The organism is Pseudoalteromonas tunicata, assembly GCF_002310815.1.
GTDB classification, from domain to species: domain Bacteria; phylum Pseudomonadota; class Gammaproteobacteria; order Enterobacterales; family Alteromonadaceae; genus Pseudoalteromonas; species Pseudoalteromonas tunicata.
On sequence record NZ_CP011033.1, the window covers coordinates 191728 to 211644 of the forward strand.

The 19917-nt window shown below is 41.5% G+C and carries 18 protein-coding genes and 1 pseudogene; all 19 read left to right on the plus strand.

Annotated features, from left to right (window positions below; genetic code table 11):
• The first annotated feature begins 321 nt into the window (after positions 1-321).
• The 19 genes and pseudogenes from ltrA to PTUN_RS18825 all read left to right on the plus strand — a co-directional run bounded on the left by ltrA (position 322) and on the right by PTUN_RS18825 (position 19746).
• Positions 322-1611: a group II intron reverse transcriptase/maturase gene (gene ltrA / locus PTUN_RS18730; protein ID WP_009836374.1), complete on the plus strand. Its 1290-nt coding sequence runs from the start codon at positions 322-324 to the stop codon at positions 1609-1611.
• A 170-nt stretch (positions 1612-1781) separates the two neighbouring features.
• Positions 1782-2672, plus strand: a complete 891-nt coding sequence (locus tag PTUN_RS18735) for a hypothetical protein (protein WP_009836373.1) — start codon at positions 1782-1784, stop codon at positions 2670-2672.
• A 434-nt stretch (positions 2673-3106) separates the two neighbouring features.
• On the plus strand, positions 3107-3451 hold the full coding sequence (locus PTUN_RS21850; RefSeq protein WP_040643411.1) for a hypothetical protein: 345 nt from the start codon (positions 3107-3109) through the stop codon (positions 3449-3451).
• Between the two features lie 113 nt (positions 3452-3564).
• Positions 3565-4539 carry a hypothetical protein gene (locus PTUN_RS18750; RefSeq protein ID WP_009836371.1) on the plus strand — a complete coding sequence of 325 codons (975 nt, stop codon included), beginning with the start codon at positions 3565-3567 and terminating at the stop codon, positions 4537-4539.
• A 259-nt stretch (positions 4540-4798) separates the two neighbouring features.
• Positions 4799-4927, plus strand: coding sequence for a DUF695 domain-containing protein (locus PTUN_RS22310; RefSeq protein WP_162892552.1), 129 nt, complete (start codon positions 4799-4801; stop codon positions 4925-4927).
• A gap of 76 nt (positions 4928-5003) precedes the next feature.
• Positions 5004-5150, plus strand: a pseudogene (locus PTUN_RS21860) (GNAT family N-acetyltransferase); the annotation flags it as partial.
• A gap of 289 nt (positions 5151-5439) precedes the next feature.
• Complete coding sequence (locus tag PTUN_RS22520; RefSeq protein WP_009836369.1) at positions 5440-5706, plus strand: hypothetical protein; 267 nt, start codon at positions 5440-5442, stop codon at positions 5704-5706.
• Between the two features lie 119 nt (positions 5707-5825).
• Complete coding sequence (locus tag PTUN_RS22525; protein WP_162892557.1) at positions 5826-6260, plus strand: hypothetical protein; 435 nt, start codon at positions 5826-5828, stop codon at positions 6258-6260.
• Positions 6261-6678: 418 nt separating this feature from the next.
• Positions 6679-7074 carry a hypothetical protein gene (locus tag PTUN_RS18770; RefSeq protein ID WP_198138416.1) on the plus strand — a complete coding sequence of 132 codons (396 nt, stop codon included), beginning with the start codon at positions 6679-6681 and terminating at the stop codon, positions 7072-7074.
• 349 nt (positions 7075-7423) lie between these two features.
• Positions 7424-7756, plus strand: coding sequence for a quaternary ammonium compound efflux SMR transporter QacE (gene qacE / locus PTUN_RS18775; protein WP_009836365.1), 333 nt, complete (start codon positions 7424-7426; stop codon positions 7754-7756).
• A 667-nt stretch (positions 7757-8423) separates the two neighbouring features.
• Complete coding sequence (locus tag PTUN_RS18785; RefSeq protein ID WP_009836364.1) at positions 8424-8837, plus strand: SRPBCC family protein; 414 nt, start codon at positions 8424-8426, stop codon at positions 8835-8837.
• 682 nt (positions 8838-9519) lie between these two features.
• Positions 9520-9918: a DUF3224 domain-containing protein gene (locus tag PTUN_RS18790; RefSeq protein ID WP_009836363.1), complete on the plus strand. Its 399-nt coding sequence runs from the start codon at positions 9520-9522 to the stop codon at positions 9916-9918.
• Positions 9919-10304: 386 nt separating this feature from the next.
• On the plus strand, positions 10305-10877 hold the full coding sequence (locus PTUN_RS18795; RefSeq protein ID WP_009836362.1) for a hypothetical protein: 573 nt from the start codon (positions 10305-10307) through the stop codon (positions 10875-10877).
• A gap of 309 nt (positions 10878-11186) precedes the next feature.
• Positions 11187-12428, plus strand: coding sequence for an HlyD family secretion protein (locus PTUN_RS18800; RefSeq protein WP_009836361.1), 1242 nt, complete (start codon positions 11187-11189; stop codon positions 12426-12428).
• 33 nt (positions 12429-12461) lie between these two features.
• Positions 12462-13169 (plus strand): ABC transporter ATP-binding protein, encoded by a 708-nt coding sequence (locus tag PTUN_RS18805; RefSeq protein WP_009836360.1) that lies wholly within the window; start codon positions 12462-12464, stop codon positions 13167-13169.
• The gene (locus PTUN_RS18810; protein WP_009836359.1) at positions 13166-15574 is read left to right on the plus strand and encodes an ABC transporter permease; all 2409 of its coding nucleotides are present in this window, start codon (positions 13166-13168) and stop codon (positions 15572-15574) included. Before PTUN_RS18805 ends, PTUN_RS18810 begins: the two co-directional genes overlap by 4 nt.
• A gap of 112 nt (positions 15575-15686) precedes the next feature.
• Positions 15687-17057 (plus strand): sigma-54-dependent transcriptional regulator, encoded by a 1371-nt coding sequence (locus PTUN_RS18815; RefSeq protein WP_009836358.1) that lies wholly within the window; start codon positions 15687-15689, stop codon positions 17055-17057.
• Positions 17058-17068: 11 nt separating this feature from the next.
• On the plus strand, positions 17069-18391 hold the full coding sequence (locus PTUN_RS18820) for a sensor histidine kinase (RefSeq protein WP_009836357.1): 1323 nt from the start codon (positions 17069-17071) through the stop codon (positions 18389-18391).
• A gap of 974 nt (positions 18392-19365) precedes the next feature.
• Positions 19366-19746, plus strand: coding sequence for a VOC family protein (locus PTUN_RS18825; protein WP_009836356.1), 381 nt, complete (start codon positions 19366-19368; stop codon positions 19744-19746).
• Positions 19747-19917 lie beyond the last annotated feature (171 nt).

Consider the following 19917-nt stretch of genomic DNA (forward strand, 5'->3'; position numbering starts at 1 on the left):
ACAGTCTGACTGACGAGGTTTGTAACGCCACTGAAGTCCAAGCAAAGCAACCGTAATGAGTGAGGTTGTGGCGAGTCAGCGGAGTTATTAAGCCGTGGCATGTTTTAAAGAGATGCATCAGGAACTTGAGAGAGCCAAAGGTGTTCCGCAAGGACGCGGTAGGGAAGCTAAGTCAAAAGCAAGGCCAACGATGACCCTTTGGCAGTCAGACCAGTTCGTAGTAGTTTGAGACGGGAAAGCCGATCACATGGCGAAGGGGCTGGCAGTTATATCACGTGTTTAGCAGACACATAGGCCGGACAATGTAGGGCTGGACTCACTATGATAACCGAACTAAACGCGATCACATTTAAATCACAGCGCCACCCCAAACACAGGTTTCAGAACTTATACGGATTACTAAGGGAAGATTTCCTGTATCAAAGTTGGGGTCAGCTCAATAAACAAGCAGCCGCTGGTATTGATGGCATCACCATGCCTGCTTATCAGCAGCAACTTGTTGGCAACATTACTCGACTGAGCGATGCCCTGAAGCATAAGCGCTTTCGAGCCAATGACATCAAACGTGTCTTTATTCCCAAAGCAAATGGCAAACAGAGACCGCTGGGCTTGCCCACGGTGGATGATAAATTGGTGCAACAAGGCGTGAGCCAGATATTGCAAAGTATCTGGGAAGCGGATTTTCTGCCCAATAGCTATGGCTACCGACCGAATAAAAGCGCCCATCAAGCGGTGCACAGTTTAGCGTTGAATCTTCAGTTTAAAGGATACGGTTACATTGTGGAGGCTGACATTAAAGGCTTCTTCAACAACCTTGATCACAACTGGCTGATGAAGATGCTCAAACAACGCATTGATGACAAAGCCATGCTGAGTTTAATCAGCCAATGGCTTAAAGCCCGCATAAAATCACCTGAAGGGGTATTTGAATACCCGAAAAGCGGTACGCCGCAAGGGGGGATCATTAGCCCGGTACTGGCGAACATCTACCTGCATTACGCACTCGACTTATGGTTTGAAAAGAAAGTAAAACCCCGAATGCGTGGCCGCGCGATGCTCATCCGGTACGCCGATGATTTTGTGTGTGCGTTCCAGTACGCCAACGATGCTGAGCGATTTTACGAGGTGCTGCCAAAACGACTTAAGAAATTCAATTTAGAAGTGGCAGAGGAGAAAACCTCACTGCTACGATTTAGTCGATTTCACCCGAGTCGAAAACGGCAATTTGTGTTTCTTGGTTTTGCCTTTTACTGGGCAAAAGATGCACAGGGAAAACCTCGACTCAGGCGGCGAACAGGGGCGGAAAAGCACCGCGCCAGCATGAGCGAGTTTTACCAATACATCAAAGCCAAGCGGTCAAACAAGCTCAACACTTGGATGCCGCAACTGAAACGCAAACTGATGGGATACCGAAATTACTTTGGCCTGCCAGACAACAGCTGCAGCCTTGATAGATTGTACAGTTATGTGTTGCACAGTTTATACAAATGGCTGAATAGGCGCAGTGGCAGACGCAGTTACAATTGGAGTAATTTCAAGAAGATGCTAATGTATTATGCAATTGAGCGACCAAGAGTGAGTAAGCGATTTATTCACGTAGATTGGTACTAGGAGCGTGTTGATTTACACGCGTGAATATATAACTGAAGAGCCGGATGCGGTAATTCCGCACGTCCGGATCTGTGTGGGGTCGGCCCAGTAATGGGTCGCTCTACCACGATTATTAATTATTGAATTGGCGATAGAATAGATAGTTTTAAAGTAGAAGGTGTAAAAGATAAATGCGTAAACGTAAAGCCCTGTCTGATTATTTAACGGATATCTTACTTTCATTGAAAAGAATAGAAAAAGCCGAAGAAAAAAAGGAATCTCAAAAGCAATTTAACTTGAACTACTTATTTGGTGTTGTAGCTTTTGTTTCCATTGTTTTATTGTCAAATGGCTCTCAAGATAACCCAGATTTTTCATGGATAGACAATAACAAATTTGCGTTGAAGTTGTGGGGAGTGTCGCTTGCGACTATATACCTATGTATGTCCATTGAAAGGATGACCTTTTTTAAACCACTTTGGGAGTTTACTGTTACAAAGCTATCTGCTTCCGTTGCGCTTTCCTTGTTAGTCGTTTTTTGTACTGGCAAGGCTGCAGGGATAATAAATGGTATTTTTGGTGTTGATGCTGCAGCTCTTCCATTTACGCTTACATTTACAACAGCCCTAATAATTTTTAGTTACCTTGTTCCATTTATATTTGTGCTGGGAGTTGTTGGCTTAGGTCATTTATTGATTGTTATGGCGTGGTGTAAAAGTAGGTTCTATGACAAAGATAAATCGGAATATTTCCCTCCATTAAATTCAGTGTTCTTTGCTGGGCTATCTGCTGTCGTTGTGTACTTTGGTTATTCTTGGTCTAGCGATAATTTTAGCCAAGAAGAACTGCCAAAGAAGGCTTACTTATTGGCACACAAGCTAGATTTCAACTCAAAGCATGAGTGTGGAAACTTAAAGAGTAATATTCCTGTTATTTTTATTGGTAATTCTCAGTCTACTGTATTAGCTGATTTATCTAAGCCGGAAGTACCTACCGTAGAATGGTTTTTTGAATCTCCTATCGAGGTGCCAAAACAATTTTACCGGGTGGCTTGTACTGTGAAGGATTACAAAGGAAATTAATATAACAAGCAATTTAAGAGGGATTCACAACGCTTGGCACTTTTGCTTCTACTTCAAATTTAGTGTTTACGGTACAATGCGGTAGGTTGGGTGGTGGCGTTGTTCACCCCTTAATTGGGCGTTGAGGCTGTAGAATTACTCATTTGGTCAAGTTTTTAGGTGCTTTAAGGGGTCTCAAATGCATTGCTTAGTACGAGATTATCGCTTAGAAAGCGATACAGGAGGTCAAAAAAATGGCCAAATTTATAAAAATAGAAATTCTACAGCCTCGTTGAGGCTGTAGAATTACTCATTTGGTCAAGTTTTTAGGTGCTTTAAGGGGTCTCAAATGCATTGCTTAGTACGAGATTGTCGCTTAGAGAGCGATACAGGAGGTCAAAAAAATGGCCAAATTTATAAAAATAGAAATTCTACAGCCTCGTTAGGCATCACGGATGAATCTCTGGAAACTTACGAAATCTGTCTGCACGATATACTTAGTGGTATTAGTGATCGCTGTTGTGCTTGGTATTACCATTGTACTAGCCACTGAATATGGTCTTCAGGGTGAGGACTATTCTGGTTGCTATGTATATGATGCAATGCTGGTTGGTTTTGAATGTACCGGTTTTCCAGGTGCTAGTGTAGTGAGTTTACTAGCTAATCTTCCATTATTAATGCTGTTCTCACCGCTATTTATGATGTTCAATTTAAAGTCAGCGCTGGTGGCAGTCTCCTTGTGGGCATTCCCTATTATGTTTGTGGTTTCATCTAATAAGGTGAAAAAATTAAATGCCTAACAAACACAATCAGCGGAACGAAAAAAAAGATGAGACAGCCAAAAATATCTCGTTGAAAAATCACAATAGTGGGTCTATTTTTTACTTAATCACTTCATGTTTTGGTGGCTCACATGGCACAAGCAAGACGTTCGTTAATTGATTTAGACTCCACTCCTTATTATCACTGCATCAGTCGTTGTGTTCGTAGGGCTTTTTTAGCGGGTTTTGATAAGTATTCCGGTCAAAACTTTGAACACAGACGGGCTTGGTTAGTTGAGCGATTTAAACGGCTATCGCAAGTGTTTGCCATTGATATTGCGGCCTATGCGGTGATGTCGAATCATTACCATTTGGTGCTTAGGGTCGATAGAAGTAGGGCATTAAACTGGTCAAAGGATGAAGTGATAGAGCGCTGGTATCAGTTGTATCACGGCACAATTTTGGTTGACCGCTACCGCAAGGGTGAGCAGCTTGATGAAGCCTATATGTACAGCGTTGATAAAACAGTAGAAGTGTGGCGCAACAGGCTTTATGACATCAGTTGGTATATGCGTAACCTTAACGAGTTTATTGCCATAGAAGCCATTAAAGAAGATAACTGCACAGGCCGATTTTGGGAGGGACGCTTTAAATCTCAAGCGCTACTGGACGAGCAAGCTGTACTCAGTTGCATGATGTACGTCGATTTAAACCCAATCAGAGCCAAAATGGCGAAAAACCTGCAAGACAGCGATTTTACGTCAATTCAAGAGCGTATTGAGTATTACAAAAAACAGTCCACGTTAGAAAACACCGAACAAGTTACCCAGCAACCGAAGCAACTTATGGCGTTTGGCAGTAATGCAAACACCCAAACCATTCCATTTAAGTTACTCGATTACCTAGAACTCGCCGATTGGAGCGGGCGTCACATTGACCCAAAAAAACGCGGAGCAATCAGTAAAGCTCAACCTAAAATACTGGTCGAATTGGGAATAGAAACCGCCGTGTGGCTTGAAGCTGTACAAAACTTCAGGCGACAATATAGTAACTTTGCAGGTCAACCCAGTGCCCTTCGACAATGTGCCCATCAACATCAACAAAGTTGGTATCGCGGGGTCGGTTAACTCGCACCTGTTAACCTGAATTAAAACAAACTAGGCACAGCCTAGTTTTATCATGCCTAAAAATCCGATATTTCATGTCTATTTATGAGCATCAGCGGTTTTGATGGTAAAAAGCCGCAATATAAATCCCTCTCAAGCAACATTCGTTCAATCCACCACACCCTTTGATATCGATTTTGTATTGATTTTTAATACAAATTATTTAAAATCAACGAGATATTTATGAGTGGCATGTATTTTTGCTGACCGAGATGTATTCATGACTAATTTTAATGAAGCACTATCTGGCCATCCAAGATACCCTCTGGAAATTAATTTTTATGAAGACCCAGATTGGTCTGATTTGTCTAAATTACTCGCGGATTTCAACAATGCCGCTAACAAGTAGCTGCACCGGAAAAAATACTCGCTGCGCTCATATTTTTCCGGTGAGCTAAGCGTTAAATTTTCAATCGGGTTTAGTCATGAATATTGAGATCGTAAAAAAAGCAGATCACCTTAAGCTAATAGAAATCTGGGAATCATCAGTCCGAGCAACTCATGATTTTCTGGCTGAAGAAGATCTACAAGAGTTAAAGCCGTTAATCTTGGAGCAGTATTTTGACGCCGTTTAAAAAAAATACTAGACACCCATAAATATCTTGTTGAAAAATCACAATAGTGGGTCTAATTTTAATTAATCACTTCCTGTTTTGGTGGCTACTTTTTGCAAAAAAAAGGGGCACAAGCAAGATGGTCGTTAATTGATTTAGACTCCACTCCTTCTTTCCTTTAATAAATAAGCACTGCATCAGTCGATGTGTACGCAGGGCTTTTTTAGCGGGTTTTGATAAGTATTCCGGTCAAAATTTTGAACACAGACGGGCTTGGTTAGTTGAGCGATTTAAACGGCTATCGCAAGTGTTTGCCATTGATATTGCGGCCTATGCGGTGATGTCGAATCATTACCATTTGGTGCTTAGGGTCGATAGAAGTAGGGCATTAAACTGGTCAAAGGATGAAGTGATTGAGCGCTGGTATCAGTTGTATCACGGCACAATTTTGGTTGACCGCTATCGTAAAGGTGAAAAGCTCGATGAAGCCTATATGTACAGCGTTGATAAAACGGTAGAAGTTTGGCGAAATCGTTTATATGACATCAGTTGGTATATGCGACTTTCGTTTTAAAATAAGTAAACGAGTTTATTGCTAGAGAAGCGAATAAAGAAGATAACTGCACAGGCCGATTTTGGGAGGGGCGCTTTAAGTCGCAAGCGCTACTTGACGAGCAAGCTGTACTCAGTTGCATGATGTACGTCGATTTAAACCCAATCAGAGCCAAAATGGCGAAAAACCTGCAAGACAGCGATTTTACGTCAATTCAAGAGCGTATTGAGTATTACAAAAAACAGTCCACGTTAGAAAACACCGAACAAGTTACCCAGCAACCGAAGCAACTTATGGCGTTTGGCAGTAATGCAAACACCCAAACCATTCCATTTAAGTTACTCGATTACCTAGAACTCGCCGATTGGAGCGGGCGTCACATTGACCCAAAAAAACGCGGAGCAATCAGTAAAGCTCAACCTAAAATACTGGTCGAATTGGGAATAGAAACCGCCGTGTGGCTTGAAGCTGTACAAAACTTCAGGCGACAATATAGTAACTTTGCAGGTCAACCCAGTGCCCTTCGACAATGTGCCCATCAACATCAACAAAGTTGGTATCGCGGGGTTGGTTAACTCGCAGCTTTTAACCTTTATGTAAGTAAGCTAGGCACCAGCCTAGTTTTGTGATGTCTGGAATACCGATAATTCGGAAAGTTTAAGTCAATCTATGCTCCTGAACGGTGTCGATAGTAAAAAACCAGCATCACATTCTCTCAAGCCGCAGTTATTCAATTTACCACCTCCTTTGGTATTGAATTTTGTCTTGTTTTTTAATACAAACAACATAAAATCAATGAGATATTTATGAGTGTCGAGTTTTTCCCAGTTTTTCCGGAGTTTTTCCGAGTTTTTCCATTTGTTCATGCTAGCCTCTGCTGTTTAGTTAATTGACAAACTAATTATGGCTCTGGCTTTAAGCTAACCCACGAAAATGCGGAGGCTAGCACCGTGTTGGAGTAGTTATGTCTATGTTTTATAAGGATATTTGTGCGTGAATTCAAAGCTGGTTATGTTATCTCTTTTAGGGTTGTTTGCTTTAGTTGGCTGTAATGAAAAAACAACCGAAGATGGAGATATTGTCTTTTGTACTGCGGTATATGTTCCCGCCCTTAGGGTTGATGTTTTTGATAAAGAAACCGGATTTCCTAATGCATGTGGGGTAACTGTTACAGTTCAAGATGGTGACTTTACTGAAGAACTATCAAATGAATCTGGTGATAGTTGTAATGAAGATTTTACTTTTTCTATCGCAGGGGAAAGAGAAGGAAAATATGATATTACTGTAATCAAAGAAGGTTATGTAGATTGGATTCAATACGATACTGTTGTTACTTCTAATATTTGCCATGTAAATACAATTACAGTTCAAGCTTATATGGATAAATAAAACATAAGCTGTTAAACAAGGACAAAATACAGTTGGTTTTTGCTCCTTCGTAGCTAATTTTAACCAACTATTTTTAGCCGGTTACAACGGCGTTGAGGCTGTAGAATTACTCATTTTGTCAAGTTTTTAGGTGATTTAAGGGGGCTCAAATGCATTGCTTAGTACGAGATTGTCGCTTAGAAAGCGATACAGGAGGTCAAAAAAATGGCCAAATTTATAAAATAGAAATTCTACAGCCTCGTTATATGCACTAAGCACATAATTGCTCACAGCCAAACTATCAGGTCAAGTCTGCTTTTATTATTTTTAAGCGTGTATTATAAGCCCTACACAAATTGGGAGATATATCATGAAAGGCTGGCTTTTTCTTGCTATCGCAATAGTTGGCGAAGTAGTCGCAACATCCGCATTAAAATCGAGCGAGGGCTTTACTAAGCTTGCCCCATCCGCCGTTGTCATAATCGGTTATGGCATCGCATTTTATTTTCTTTCTCTGGTTCTGAAATCCATCCCTGTAGGTGTTGCTTATGCAGTATGGTCGGGACTCGGCGTCGTCATAATTACTGCCATTGCCTGGCTGCTTTATGGGCAAAAGCTTGATGCATGGGGCTTTGTAGGTATGGGGCTCATAGTTAGTGGTGTAGTAGTTTTAAACTTGCTTTCCAAAGCAAGTGCTCACTAATAAAAAGTCAGTCATCTAATCAGGTAGCCGGAGGTCTCTAACCTCCAGCTCCCACACCACCCATCATGCGCTTTTTATTAACAGGAAGTGCAATGGGCGGTTGGTCTTCCGTAATGAATATTGATCCAAATATTTCTCAATGACACTAAACCTTGTGAAACTAAATAGTCATTGCCTAGCGCCATGTTAATTCCATTTGTTTTTGAACTTCTACAAGGGCCTTTACTGGTGATACCGCATGTTATCCAGCTCTCCCCGAATAAGAGCATTAACTTTCATTGCACAACTGCATCATTTTCGGTGGCCGTTAGATCCCATGACTTCGCTATCTTGTACTAGCTCGTCTTCAGCCTACGCCTAATATGATGTTTTTGTTCATCTATTTATTATAAAGAATTTTCGCGGCTTTTTCCGGGTTATCTCTCACGATTTAGCCCTTACCATTCGCTAGTGTCTATCTTTTAATAACAGTATGTTATTTAAACGGTGATCTTCCTACAGAGGACTTTCACCTCATATGTCAATGCCCATGTCGGGTGTACACCAGGCAATTATGGATTGGACGTATAAAGCTTGGCTGGCGCTCATTCTTCGCTAATTTTAGCCAAGCTTAATACGCCTCTATTGCGGCGTTAGTTGCCACAATCTGCGATGTCAGGAGATAAAAATGAAAATCAGCATTGAAACAGAAGTAAACGCTTCACTAGATATTGTGTGGAGCGGATGGGTAACACCCGAAGATATAACTGAGTGGAACTTTGCTACCGAAGAGTGGTGCTGTCCTAGAGCAGAAATAGAGTTGAAGGTAGGTGGCAAATTTAATTATCGAATGGAAGCAAAAGACGGTTCAATGGGGTTTGATTTTGAGGGTAGGTTTACCAAAGTCTCACCGAAGGATTCTATTCATTTCGAGCTAGAGGATAACCGAGTTGTGACGGTTCAGTTCGTCGAAACCTCTAATGGTGTGCGGGTTATTGAAGCATTTGATGCAGAGGATGAAAATTCTACTGAGCAACAGAAGCAAGGCTGGCAATGTATTCTCAATAACTTCAAGAAGCATGTTGAAAGTAAAAGCAACTAACACATATGAGCCGATCTCTCGTCAATAGGCATTACTAATCTTTTTGACCGCGCAAGCGGTCAAATCCAAATCAATCAACAAACTCATCTACTTCGTCAGTCGGTTAGCTGTTTGAAAATATTGTTGTTTATGAGTTAGATGAAGTTCTCAATACACTGGGTAAAAATTGGAACTCTGTAGCATAATTAAACAAATCCAATTAGTGGAACTGGAGCACAAAAACTCTGGTAATCCACATAACTAAAGAACCTGAGCTCTGGATAATAAATTTATCTTCAGCGGCTACTTTCAACGCTAACTGCGTTGAATTTACTTGCAATAGGCCAGCTATTGACGCGTAAATTCGCCTTGTTATCCTTAAAAGTTTCCGGCGCAGACTTGAAAAAACATTTACCAATTCAATATCAATACGTTAGTCAATCTCTTAACCAAAGCTCAGGTTAAAGATGATTTTTGGTTCGAAAGTTTAATTTCAAAATTTGCCAAGTCTTGTGCGGATATGGCTAAAAATCTAGCTTCAGTATAGTAAACTGCTAAGAAGTACTTTAAACGGAACAAAAACAATTAGCTCGGTTTTGTTTCAAGACACATGTTAGCCAACGATTAACGTTTGTGGCGTGCTGATTTGCTACAGCTTATTATCTAAACATCTTAAAATTGCTTTTTAAAAAAGGGAAATAAAATGAAAGTTTCAGGTGAGTTTGAAGTCAAATTACAACCGATGGATTTCTACGCAAAAGGTAACAACGGTGTGAATTTAGGCCGTATGTCTATTGATAAAATATTTACGGGCGCTTTAGAAGCTATAAGTAAAGGCGAAATGCTTAGCGCAATGACTACAACAAAAGGTTCGGCTGGTTATGTTGCTATTGAGCAAGTTATAGGTACTTTATCAGGTAAGCAAGGTTGTTTTGTATTGCAACATTTCGGCACTATGCATCGAGGAAAAGATCATTTAGTACTTGAGGTAGTACCTGATTCTGGCTCAGGGGAGTTAAGTGGTATTTCAGGTAAAATGTCGATAAAAATAGAAAATGGTCAGCACTTATATGAGCTCGATTATGAGCTTAGTGCCAATTAAAAGCGTCTAGCTAGGCGTTGCAGCACGTTCCTGCTTCGCCTCAACAAGTCGGTTTTTAGCGTTAAAAGTCTAAAGTAATACTGAGTGAGATTTTCCCTTTCAATTTTAGTATCAGTGACTTCTTTTTATTGTTTTTGCCTTACTGATTTATAGGTTAAGGGTGGGCAAGATGATCTTGAATTTTATTGTCAAAATTTATCTGAAAAACATATAGATCTATACAAACAAATCAAAAAAACGATAAATCAGAATCTTATAATTCAATTCAAGATTGACCCAATATGGGTACTGATATATTGTTCGTTTATGATTGAAAAAATTATAAACGAGCATTTATATAGACTCGTTATGTCGCTGCGATTACGAATAAAATATAGGTGAATTAAATGAAAAGGATTTTAATCTGCGTATTGCTTGTTGCAGTTCAGGGTTGTGCAACTAACCCTTGGGCTGATGGGCAATCATCAGAGCTGCCATCAGTTCAATCTTCAGCGCAGTCATGTGTCGGTAATACTGGGATTGTAGCTGAACTAAGTGATCGATTTAAGTTGATTCAAGATTCAGAGCTTCTTGCAGAGGCAATCGGAGAGCCTTTAAAAGGTAAGTTATGTCAGGGCGCGGTGTATCAAAGTATTGATGAGGTGACAATCTACCGAGCATGGAATAGCACAAACCCCAATAGCCAGTTTGGTCAGTGGTGGTCATTTCAATTGCCTTCAGGCAATACCGCGCAATATAGAGAAAACTATGAAATTTGTTATCAATGGTCACCCCTAGATAAGTTGGTGAAATGCACATTAAAGCCAGGAACCAAAGTTGTGGTGGGCAATGGTCAAAGCGCCCAATGTTCTGAGTATCTCAGTTATCCAGTTTCGAAGCAGCAGCAAGTGTTTATTACCGATGCTGCTGATGCTGTGCATAGTTGTGAAAGCTACGATAGTGTAATGAGCTGGAAATAACAATTCATATAGTTGCGGCTTAAAGCCACAAAACAAGCCTTTAACCTGCGTTATACGGTGACACATTAACGGACGAGCCTAATGCAAACGTCACCGTGATCTATCAACTTAATCGCACATATTGCCTCTTTACCAAGCCAGAGCATTGATGCTGGCTTTTTTATGATTTCGAAAAAATCTGTGGCGAAATCATAAATTAAATACCCTATAAAGCACTTTTATAAATTAAAAACGCTTTAAAAACAAAAGAATAAAGTTTGGCACGGCCTTTGAATTACCATAACAAGCAATGGTAACAAGAGGTGCTAAATGGATATCTTAGTCAGTAATAAAAAACACACCCCTTATTTAAAAGTATTGGTTTTAGCGGCTGTGCTCATGGGGGCTTTTGTATGGTTAATGATGCAACCCAATGCACAGCAGCGTATTGCCAGTAGCGATTTTTGGAGCGGTCAAGTACAACAAGGTGATTTACAATTACAGGTGTCAGGTTATGGGCGCTTAAAGTCAAAAACACCACGTTTATTAACCGCACAAAGCAATGCGACGGTTGAAGAAATAGTGCTAAAGCCTGGTGCGCTAGTGACACCTGATAGCGTGATTTTACGCCTATCAGATCCTCTTGTCAGCCAAGCACTGATTGAAGCCAAAAGGCTACTTAATCAAAGTAATAATCAATTTTTACAGTTAAAAATCAATCAGCAGCGAGAATTATTGGCGCAGCAGGCGCAATTGGAAACGCTACGTTCGGCACTCGAAAGTGCCGATTTACAAGTTAATGCACAAAGTCAGCTCATCGCCAATGGCATAGTCTCAAACATTGAGTTTCAACGCTCTTTATTGGAGCAGCGTCAATTAACCCGTCGCTTAGAGATTGAGCAACAACGTATTGCTCAATTGGCGCAGTTGCATCAGGCTAATTTAGCCATTGCACAATCAAATACCGAGGCACAACAGGCGGTGCTTGCTCAAGCACAAACACAGCAAGAGCGCTTAACGGTTACCGCAGGGATCACTGGAGTGGTGCAATCGCTGCATGTTGATTTAGGGCAAACCGTCAGTTTTGGTCAGCAACTGGTGCTTGTTGGTAGCACCACAGATTTGTATGCATTACTTAATGTGCCGCAAGCTACGATGCAACAAGTTGAGCTTGGTCAAGTGGTGACTATTAATACCCGAGCGGGGGTTATTTCAGGTGCTGTGAGCCGCATTGATCCAGTGATCAATAACGGCAGTGTGCAAGTTGAAGTGGCGCTCACCTCACTGCTAACCGCTAATGCGCGCCCAGAACTTAATATTGAAGGGATCATTGAAACTGGGGTGCGGCGTAATGTGCTTTTCATCGACAAACCGGTCAACGTCAGCCCTTTTAGCGAGGCGACTTTGTTTTTACTCAATGAAGAAAAAGACAGTGCCATGGCCACTCACGTTCAGTTTGGCGAGCAAACCAACGACAAAATAGAAATTGTTGCTGGTGCCAAGCTTGCGGACCAGTTTATCCTATCGGATATGTCCCGCTGGCTGGCTTTTTCAACACTCACCGTTATTTAACCCGCTGCATAAAATAAAAATTAAGGACACATTATGAGCCAAGTAAGCAAAATTAAACTGTGCAATATCACTAAGAAATTTGTTACCAGCGAAATGGAAACCCATGCGTTACAAGGCATAGACTTAGAGATTTTTGCTGGTGACTACGTATCGATTTCAGGCCCGTCTGGCTGTGGTAAATCGACTTTGCTCGCTATTTTAGGGTTGCTCGATACTGCGTCATCGGGGCAGTATTTTATTGGCGATCTGGATGTGAGTAACTTGAGTATTAATCAGCGCGCTTCGGTTCGTAATGAGCATATTGGGTTTGTTTTTCAATCGTTTAACTTAATCGATGAGTTAAGTGTATTTGATAATATCGCCTTGCCACTTAGGTATCGCCATGTACCGCTGTCAGATAAAGCTGTGGCAGAAAAGGTCAGTGCCTGCCTTGAAAAAGTGCAAATGAGTCATCGGGCTAAACATAAACCGAATCAATTATCCGGTGGGCAGCAGCAACGTATTGCTATTGCGCGCGCCCTGGTAAACGACCCAGCTGTATTACTCGTTGATGAACCAACGGGAAACTTAGACTCGAAAAATGGCGATGCCGTGATGCAAATGCTGGGTGAACTTAACAAAAATGGCACCACTATTTGTATGGTGACACATGACCCGCGTTATGCCGATATGGCCAAACGAAAGCTGTATTTACTCGATGGTGTAATGGCTGATGAGCTTAGTTTGGAGCTTGCAGTATGAAATGGTTGCAACACTTTTTTAAGCATGACGTAAAACTTGCCATGATGAGTTTAATGAAGTTGCCTGGGTTTAGCCTCACGGTAATTTCAACGCTAGCGATCACCTTAGCTGCTTTGGCTGTGGTACTTAATATTAACTATTTAGTACTTGGTAAAGCGCTGCCATATCCTGATAGTGATTCATTGATCACTACTGATCAAAGTGAAACCATTAATGGCGAGACTCAATATGGTTTTCAGATTTTATCTGCACAATTTAAAATTTATACCAATACCACGCATATCGATAAAATGGCGCTGATGTCATTACATGGCGACAAGCTCAATGATGTAGCGGGCAGTCCATATGTCGAAGGGGTTAAAGTAACACCTGAATATTTTACCTTGCTAGATGTGCCTATGCATTTAGGGCGCTACTTCACAGCTGCCCAAGGGCTTAATGCCAAGCAACAAGTGGTGGTATTAAGCTACCCGATTTGGCAAAAACATTTTGCCAGTGATCCTTCAGTGATTGGCCAATATACGCGCATTGGTAATGATAATTATCAAATTATAGGCGTTAGTGCTGCTTCGTTTATTCCGCCTGAGGTGTTTGGTAATTTTCCAGTTGATTTATGGTTGAGTTTTAATGAGGAGGTATCGCTCACCTCACATTGGAATGCCATAACAGGCGGTGTTAATGGCATTGCTCGCTTAAAACCTGGTGTGACATTAGCTCAAGCAAGCAGTGTACTGGGGGAGCAAATTAATGCGTTATATCAAGGTCGAGAAGCCGTTGCTGCCAATACCGCCATAGGCGCACATTTTGTACCACTCAAAGCTAAAATTATTGCCGATAGCAGTGCTATGGCGCTGATGTTACTGGCAGGAGTTATTACCTTGCTGTTTATTGCAATCACCAATATGACTAATTTGTTTTTATCGCGCGCGGCTCAAAAACAGCGGGTTATGGCAATCCAAGCCGCGCTGGGCGCGTTGCCAAAACATTTATTGAGTAGCATGTTTGCCGAGGCTTTAATTTTGTGTTTAGCAGCCTGTGTTATTGGTTTGATTATGGCAGGCTGGGTGATGTTATGGCTTGAGCAAGATTTACATTATATGTTTGCACGGTTGCAGCAGGTACAGCTTGATGTTGTCACTGTGGTTGTGAGCTTTTTGGTTAGTATTGGGTTGGCACTGGTTATGGCGACGCTTTCGTGTGCCCGAATAAATTATGTGGCACTCAATTGTCAGCTACAAGGCAGTGGTAAAGGGACTGGCGCACAAATATCGACCACAACGCGCCATGTTCTGGTGGCAACTCAAGTTGGACTGGCAACAGTATTACTTTTTGGTGCCACTTCACTGCTGAGCCCTGCCATTGAGCGCTTGCAAAAACCAACCGGGCTCAATACTGATAATGTGTATTATCTTAGTGTTGATGAAGGGCAGTTAGCACCAGCCGACCGTTTTGCTTTATCGCAACAAATTAAACAAAGCCTGATTAGGTTGCCACAGATTAGTGATGTTGCCAGTACCGAAGCATCGGCATTGGCAATGGGGTGGGAAAATTATTTATATGATGATCAAGCGAAAATGCAAGGTATTGTCAGCACTGGTTATGTTGATTCAGGCCACTTTGCCTTGTTTGAACATCCTATTTTAGCTGGGCGCACGTTTGTCGAGTTTACGTCGTCGCACAGCATTCCGACTGAAATTATTATTAGCCAATCATTAGCCCAGCGCCTGTTTGGCCAACAATCGGCAATAGGCAAAACGCTGCAAGTTCAGCCTGAAAACCCTTTGACTGTGGTTGGCGTGGTGAGTGATATTTATGTGCCAGATGGTCGACGCGAGTATGCCAAAGAGCGCTATTATGTGCCTTATCGTGGTAATAATTTACGCTTTTCGGTTAAAGTAAAAGGGTCGCTAGCGATTGATGTTTTGCAGGCGCAGCTAAAACAAATTGACGCACATTTAACTGTAGGCCAGTTTACGCCTTTGGCGCAATCGCTTGAGAACCGATTACGTGAAACCAAGTTGGTGGCCATTTTAACTATTAGTCTGATTGCATTAGCATTAAGTTTAGCGGCTGCGGGGATTTATGGTGTCCTTAGCTACAGTGTGCAAATGCGCCGTTATGAACTTGGTATTCATTTATCGCTTGGTGCCCATACGCATACCGTTATTAACATGGTGCTAAAACAAAGCATGAGACCTGTAATAGCAGGGCTTATTGCAGGTGTATTATTTGCTGTAATGGCTTATTTGTTGTTAACTCGAATCGCAGGTGTGGCGTTTGAAGGGCAAATAATAATGGTATTTATCACCTTACCAGTGATGCTGCTGATTGCATCACTGGCCTGTTATTTACCGGTAAAAAAAGTGGTTGCGGGTGATCCTCTACAAGCACTTCGTATTGAGTAATAACTGAAAAACAAAAAAGTGCACCTTAGTATGCGTGCACTTTTTCGTTATACTCGTTTCGCATTATCAAGGAAAACCAATAATTTTAAGGAATTACAGAAGGCCACTCACCATGACGATCCACACAGTATTAATTGTCGACGACAAAGCCGATGTGCGCTTAAGCCTAAAATTTCTATTTAAAAATAATGGTTTTACTGTGCTTGAGGCCAGTGATTTAGCCAAGGCCCATTTACAAATACAAGGTAACTCCATCGATTTAGTTTTGCTGGATATGAACTATGAATTCGATACTACTTCGGGTGATGAAGGGCTTAAGTTCTTAAAACAAATGCAAGGTGTATCAGCGCCACCCATTATTGCCATGACTGCTTGGTCGAGTATCAATTTAGCGGTTGAGGCTATGCGGTTTGGGGCCAAGGACTTTTTTGCCAAACCTTGGGATAATCACGCAGTACTGATGATGGCGAAAAAACATTTAGCCCTTGCAGATATTGAAAGAGTATCCACGCCGATTAATCGGGCCAAAGTACAGTCATCTTCATCAGCATCATTATTATGGCATAGCCCCGCCATGCAGCAGCTTAAGCGCCAAATCGACCGCATTGCTAAAACTGACGCTACGGTGTTTTTACGCGGTGAAAATGGCACCGGAAAAACCTGTATTGCCCAGTATATTCATCAACAATCGCTCAGAAGCGGTGCTTTTGTTGGCGTGAATGTCGCGGCTATTCCCGAAAATTTGTTTGAAAGCGAATTGTTTGGTCATAAAAAAGGGGCGTTTACTGATGCCAAACAAGATAGAGAGGGACGTTTTACCACTGCAGCGGCAGGCACATTATTTTTAGATGAAATTGGTACGCTAACGCTTGGCCAGCAAGCCAAATTATTACGAGTTTTGGAGTCGCACGAGTTTGAACGCATAGGCGATAACCATACCCATATCGCTGATTGTCGGATTTTGTGTGCATCAAATGCAGATTTTGAGCAACTTATCGCAAGCGCTGAGTTTAGAACCGACCTTTATTTTAGGCTCAATACCATTGAACTTGAGATCCCACCGCTGCGCGAGCGGATTGAAGATATAACCGTATTGGCAGAGCATTTTATTGCACTTCACAGTAAAAAATATCAGCTCAACCCACCTACTTTAACACCAGCAGCACTCGCTGTAATGCAAACTTACTCTTGGCCTGGCAATATTCGTGAACTTAGCCACATGATGGCACGTGCTGTTTTGATGACGGAAAATGGCAACATTGGGCCAAGTGATTTGTCGCTTAAGCGCAGTCACAATGAGGTTGAACAAGCTAACCCAATACCTGCGTTGAGCTTGATGACCTTAGAAGAAGCGGAACTAAAATTGCTCAAAATGGCGATGGCTCAATGTAATAATCAGGTTGAAGACGCCGCGTTATTGCTTGGGATCAGTAAAAGCGCGATTTACCGACGCCTCGAAAAATTCAATATTAAAACCAAATAAAGGCGATTTAAATGAAGTTTGTAGGGCAAGTAACGTCACTTGAGCAGCTCTTAAGGCATTTTTTAGTTGGCATCAGTCTATTAGTGCTCAGCTTGTTATGCATGGTTTTTTATTTCGCTCAAGCCTCCGCCTTAGTGATAGTGACCAGTATGGTACTGACAAGTGTGCCGTTTGCTTTTGCCTGCTGGTATTGCACCCGTGCCGCGCTTTCACCTTTTTATAATTTATCTGTCATGATTGAAGCGATGCGACAAGAAGATTACAGCCAGCGTGCTAACCCCAGATTCATCCAAGGCGCAGTGAGCTTGCTCAATAATGAAATTGCCTTGATGGCACAAGACTTACAGACCCGAAAAAACCAGTATGATCAACAAGCTGTTTTAGTGCTACGACTGATAGAGCAACTGGCTACCCCCATTGGTTTATTTGACGCCGAAGGGCGGTTACAACATGCTAATGAAGCGTTTTCTAAGTGGTGCCATAAACCCTGGCGCAGCATGAAGCGCTCACAAGCTGAGTTATTTGGTTTGTTTTTTACGGCAAAACAAGTAGGTAATGAGTATCTCGCAGATTGGCGTTTTGCCGATGTCACTTTGTCTGCCAAATGGCAGTTACGCCACAGCCAATTTGTGATGCAAGGGCAGCAATATCAGTTGGTGGTACTGACGAATATTGAACAAGTGGTGTACCAAACCGAGCAAACCGCTTGGCATAAAATGACTAAAGTGCTGAGCCATGAAATCAATAACTCGCTAGCCCCCATTAAATCGCTCGCACAATCACTTGAGCACATGTTGGCCGCGCAACATCAAGAAGCAGATGTACTGCAGGCATTGTGCGTGATTGGCGAGCGCAGTGAAAGCCTAATGAAATTTGTTAATCGTTATGCCAGTCTAGCCACAGATTACGATGTCCATTTAGCGCCTGTCAATTTGGTTGAATGCCTTGAAACGGTGACGACGTTATTTGATTATCCCATCGACACCCAACTAAACGCAGAGTTTGTCAGTGCTGACAAAGTGTTATTAGAGCAAGTAATGGTCAACCTCCTTAAAAATGCCATTGAAGCCAGTAAAGGCAATGCAAAAATAATCATATCGGTTGTGCCCAAAGGGCCATGGGTTGAAATAACCGTGCTTGATAACGGTTGCGGAATTGCCAACCCAGATAACCTATTTGTGCCGTTTTACACCACTAAATCTCAAGGTAAAGGTATAGGCTTAACCTTATGCCGTAATATGATTGAACAACAAGGTGGCAAATTGAGTGTCAGTAATCGCAAAGATGTAACTGGAGTGAAAGCCACTGTGTTACTAGAAGCTGCGAACGCGTAATAATAAATGCTTTGAAGTAGGCGCGACGCTTACAGGTAAGAGGGGTTTTGATATCCGTATCTTTGAATTAAAAAGCATTACAATGACTCAGTTTTGCACAAAGTTAAAACAAAACAAGATGTTAAATTATTCAAGTACGTGTTTTTACCTGAACTAATCGTTATCGGTAGCAGTCAATGATTAAGGGCTGTGAGAGGAAGCTCGACAGGTTTTTGTTGAGATTTAGCCAGACTCAAACGTGTTAAATTGTGATTTTTTACAACAGAGAACACCGAGCCGCTGCGCAGCAGGGTAGAGTCTTTTTTTTGCCTTTCACTTAAATAAATCTATAAAGTCCATGTTTACCTAATTGGTATAATTATGCTTATTTCATTATAAATATTCAGCCTCAGCCAGTGTTGGGGCTTTTTGATTTGCAGGTAACCAGTGTTTTGTCGCGATAAATCACGACCTAAAAATTGAGTGTTGTAATGTGTTTTAGCCTCGGGGCGCTCGGTGGTGAAATGTTTTTATCTCACAATTACCCCAAAAGCATAGTATTGTCGCGATAAATCACGACCTACAAATTAGGTGTTGTAATAGGTTTTAGCCCTCTGTGTCGCGTAGCGTCTCGGTGCTCTCAGTAGCTTATTGAATCATGAAGCGAGGTAATAAACTTTCTAATCTTCTGCGCAGCGCCTCAGTGGTGAAAATGTGTTTAATACATATTTTTAAAAGCGATACAAAATGCATTACAGCTCACACATTGACGCAATAAAATCTGTGCTAACAGCCAGTTACCAATTTATATCATTCAATTCATTATTCAATTTCTTACTCATTTTTGCATTTCAGATTTAATATTTAAAATCAAGGGGATAGTTGAAAATGCTTTTATATGTCTTTTTATTTTGCTCGTTTTTTTATCGCGCCCTAGACAGCCATGATTAGATGTTGCAGAGTGTGTACAACGTTATGAAATAAAGGGAATAAGTATGTTTAGTCATATTATGATTGGTTCAAACGATATCGAGAAGTCTAAGATCTTTTACGATGCGATTATGAAGGTGTTAGGCTACCCAGAAGGGGTGATTGATACCAAAGGGCGTTGTATTTATATGAGCAAAGAGGGCATTTTGGGCATTACCACGCCAGTTAATGGTGAGTCTGCCACCCATGGTAACGGAATGACAATAGGTTTGAGAGCGAGTAGCCCCGAATTAGTAGAGGCATGGCATGCTGCGGGTGTTACCCATGGTGGTACAACGTGCGAAGAGCCGCCAGGCGTTCGAACTGTTGCCCAAAGGAGTTTGTATTTGGGTTATTTACGCGATCCATTTGGTAATAAATTGTGTGTAACGCATTTATTGCCTTAAATTACGTAAATAGGCCGCTAGATAAAGCATTTAAAAATGACCCTCACATTTGGCATCTTGAGTGATAGGGTGGGTTTTATATTGTTGGTGTTATGGTTTTGCTTAGTGGAAATCTATATAAAACTGTTTTACGTTTTTAAACATTCAGCCTCATGATCACATGGGGCTTTT

Bases quoted from the DNA above. Each gene is read 5' to 3' on its own strand.
- ltrA (WP_009836374.1), top strand. From the start codon at position 322: ATGATAACCGAACTAAACGCGATCACATTTAAATCACAGCGCCACCCC.
- PTUN_RS18735 (WP_009836373.1), top strand. From the start codon at position 1,782: ATGCGTAAACGTAAAGCCCTGTCTGATTATTTAACGGATATCTTACTT.
- PTUN_RS21850 (WP_040643411.1), top strand. From the start codon at position 3,107: ATGAATCTCTGGAAACTTACGAAATCTGTCTGCACGATATACTTAGTG.
- PTUN_RS18750 (WP_009836371.1), top strand. From the start codon at position 3,565: ATGGCACAAGCAAGACGTTCGTTAATTGATTTAGACTCCACTCCTTAT.
- PTUN_RS22310 (WP_162892552.1), top strand. From the start codon at position 4,799: ATGACTAATTTTAATGAAGCACTATCTGGCCATCCAAGATACCCTCTG.
- PTUN_RS22525 (WP_162892557.1), top strand. From the start codon at position 5,826: ATGATGTACGTCGATTTAAACCCAATCAGAGCCAAAATGGCGAAAAAC.
- qacE (WP_009836365.1), top strand. From the start codon at position 7,424: ATGAAAGGCTGGCTTTTTCTTGCTATCGCAATAGTTGGCGAAGTAGTC.
- PTUN_RS18785 (WP_009836364.1), top strand. From the start codon at position 8,424: ATGAAAATCAGCATTGAAACAGAAGTAAACGCTTCACTAGATATTGTG.
- PTUN_RS18790 (WP_009836363.1), top strand. From the start codon at position 9,520: ATGAAAGTTTCAGGTGAGTTTGAAGTCAAATTACAACCGATGGATTTC.
- PTUN_RS18795 (WP_009836362.1), top strand. From the start codon at position 10,305: ATGAAAAGGATTTTAATCTGCGTATTGCTTGTTGCAGTTCAGGGTTGT.
- PTUN_RS18800 (WP_009836361.1), top strand. From the start codon at position 11,187: ATGGATATCTTAGTCAGTAATAAAAAACACACCCCTTATTTAAAAGTA.
- PTUN_RS18805 (WP_009836360.1), top strand. From the start codon at position 12,462: ATGAGCCAAGTAAGCAAAATTAAACTGTGCAATATCACTAAGAAATTT.
- PTUN_RS18810 (WP_009836359.1), top strand. From the start codon at position 13,166: ATGAAATGGTTGCAACACTTTTTTAAGCATGACGTAAAACTTGCCATG.
- PTUN_RS18815 (WP_009836358.1), top strand. From the start codon at position 15,687: ATGACGATCCACACAGTATTAATTGTCGACGACAAAGCCGATGTGCGC.
- PTUN_RS18820 (WP_009836357.1), top strand. From the start codon at position 17,069: ATGAAGTTTGTAGGGCAAGTAACGTCACTTGAGCAGCTCTTAAGGCAT.
- PTUN_RS18825 (WP_009836356.1), top strand. From the start codon at position 19,366: ATGTTTAGTCATATTATGATTGGTTCAAACGATATCGAGAAGTCTAAG.